The sequence below is a fragment of the Neisseria sp. P0021.S007 genome, from assembly GCF_051956855.1.
Window position 1 is genome coordinate 1 of sequence record NZ_JBQCXA010000112.1, and the last position, 1,166, is coordinate 1,166.

Annotated in this window: 2 protein-coding genes; both read left to right on the top strand. The window is 47.1% G+C overall.

Annotated features, from left to right (window positions below):
- Positions 1-32 precede the first annotated feature (32 nt).
- Complete coding sequence (locus tag ACTHUR_RS11530; RefSeq protein WP_107768626.1) at positions 33-332, top strand: DUF2818 family protein; 300 nt, start codon at positions 33-35, stop codon at positions 330-332.
- A gap of 174 nt (positions 333-506) precedes the next feature.
- Positions 507-1,064 carry a ribosome recycling factor gene (gene frr / locus ACTHUR_RS11535; protein ID WP_003686718.1) on the top strand — a complete coding sequence of 186 codons (558 nt, stop codon included), beginning with the start codon at positions 507-509 and terminating at the stop codon, positions 1,062-1,064.
- Positions 1,065-1,166: the final 102 nt, after the last annotated feature.

Here is a 1,166-nt window from a genome sequence, read left to right on the forward strand (position 1 = left end):
CATATAGGCCGTCTGAAAACCGAAAGACCATCATGACCGCATCCATGTACATTCTTTTGCTGTTGGCACTTATCTTTGCCAACGCACCATTTATTACCACCAAATTCTTCGGCATCATCGCCCTGAAACGCAAACATATCGGCCATCACTTGATCGAGTTGCTGGCAGGCTTCCTTCTTACCTCGATCCTCGCCTATATCCTCGAATCGCGAGCTGGTGCCGTGCATGCCCAAGATTGGGAGTTTTACGCGACCGTTGTCTGCCTCTACCTGATTTTTGCTTTTCCATGCTTTGTATGGCGTTACTTTTGGAATGAACGGAATAGAGAGTAGGATTTGAATTAGGAAAAGGCCGTCTGAAAGATTTCAGACGGCCTTTATTTTGTTTGATGTTAAATATCGGTTAGAAAACAAGGCTGTTGGGGCGTAAAGCCTTGTCGTGGTGGCGGTTTAACGGTACTATTCTCGGTTAATCCTGTTTTATTCCTATGAAATTGAAAGTATAAGATGATTAATGATATTCAAAAGACAGCTGAAGGCAAAATGCAGCGTTCTCTGGAAGTATTGAAAGACAATTTGGCTAAAGTGCGTACCGGCCGTGCGCATACCGGCCTGCTCGACCAAGTGGAAGTGGAATACTGGGGCAGCATGGTGCCTGTGAGCCAAGTGGCAAACGTAACGCTTTTGGATGCGCGTACGATCGGTGTGAAACCGTTCGAGAGCAATATGGCTGCAAAAGTCGAGAAAGCGATTCGTGATTCCAACTTGGGCCTGAACCCTGCTTCTGTCGGTGATTTGATCCGTGTTCCAATGCCTATGTTGACTGAGGAACGCCGTAAAGATTTGATCAAAGTAGTACGCGGCGAAGCGGAAGAGGGCCGTGTGTCTATCCGCAATGTGCGCCGTGATGCAAACGACCACATCAAAAAATTGTTGAAAGACAAAGAAATTTCTGAAGATGAAGCCCGCCGAGGCGAGGAAGCGGTTCAGAAGTTGACCGACAAATATATTGCTGAGGCAGACAAGCTCTTGGCTGCCAAAGAAGAAGATTTGATGGCGATTTAATCCTGTGTGCAAACCGTTCAGACGGCCTTTGGACGGTTTGTTCCCTGAAAGGCAGACATGAAAAGCAGTACGCAGACGATTTTGGAACACTCTGCCATCCCC